The 1005-nt window shown below is 68.2% G+C and carries 1 pseudogene; it reads right to left on the bottom strand.

Annotation, left to right across the window (positions count from 1 at the left end):
- Positions 1-29 precede the first annotated feature (29 nt).
- Positions 30-1005, bottom strand: a pseudogene (locus tag EHS43_RS45105) (IS3 family transposase); the annotation flags it as partial.

Here is a 1005-nt window from a genome sequence, read left to right as displayed (position 1 = left end):
GGGCCTTGACCCGGAATCTTGGACACGGGCTATGCGGCTTGGGGCAGGGTAGTTGATGTTGTGTCGAGTGCCGTCTCGTAGGTGATGGGACTGCGTTGTCCGAGGCGGGAGTGACGGCGTCGGGTGTTGTAGCGGTTGAGCCAGCCGAACGCGTCGAGTCGGGCTTCGCTTTCATCGGGCCAGGTCTTGCGGCCCTGGAGTGTCTCGCGTTTGAAGGTGGCATTGAAGGACTCGGCGAGTGCGTTGTCCGCGCTGGAGCCGATCGCGCTCATGGACTGACGGACGCCGGCCTGGCGGCAGGCGTCGGCGAAGGCCCGGCTGGCGTACTGGGCGCCGTGGTCGGTGTGCAGGACCGCTCCGGCGAGGCTGCCGCGGGTCCGTTCAGCAGCGGCCAGGGCGTCGGTGACGAGGCCGGTGCGCATGTGGTCCGCGATCGCCCAGCCGGCCAGGCGCCGTGAGGCGAGGTCGATGACAGTGGCCAGATACAAGAACTTCCCGCTCTCCATCGGGAGATAGGTGATGTCACCGACGTACTTCGTGTTCGGCTCGCTTGCCGTGAAGTCGCGGCCGATCAGGTCCGGGGCCTTCGCCGCGGCCGGGTCCGGGATCGTGGTGCGGTGTCTGCGACGCAGCCGCACGCCTGCCAGGCCGATGCTCCGCATCACCCGCGCAATCCGCTTGTGGTTGATGCGCTCACCCTCATCGCGGAGTTCGGCGGTGATCCTCGGGACGCCATAGGTGCCGTCCGACTCGCGGTGCACGGCTCGTATCCGGGTGGCGAGGCGGGCATCAGCCGCCTGCCGGGCGGCCCGGTCCGCGGCCGTCGCACGCCAGTAGTAGAAGCTGGAGCGGGCGATGCCCAGGATGGTGCACAGCCGCTTCACGCCGTAGCGGCGGTGGTGGTCGGCAACGAACTGGAAGCGGTTCACCAGCGCGTCTCCCCGGCGAAATACTTCGCCGCCTTGCGCAGGATCTCGCGTTCCTCCTCCAGCTCACGGACCTTCT

Origin of the sequence: Streptomyces sp. RP5T (assembly GCF_003933965.1) — a bacterium.
Taxonomy (GTDB): Bacteria; Actinomycetota; Actinomycetes; order Streptomycetales; family Streptomycetaceae; genus Streptomyces.
This window is presented reverse-complemented; position numbering and strand designations above follow the sequence as displayed.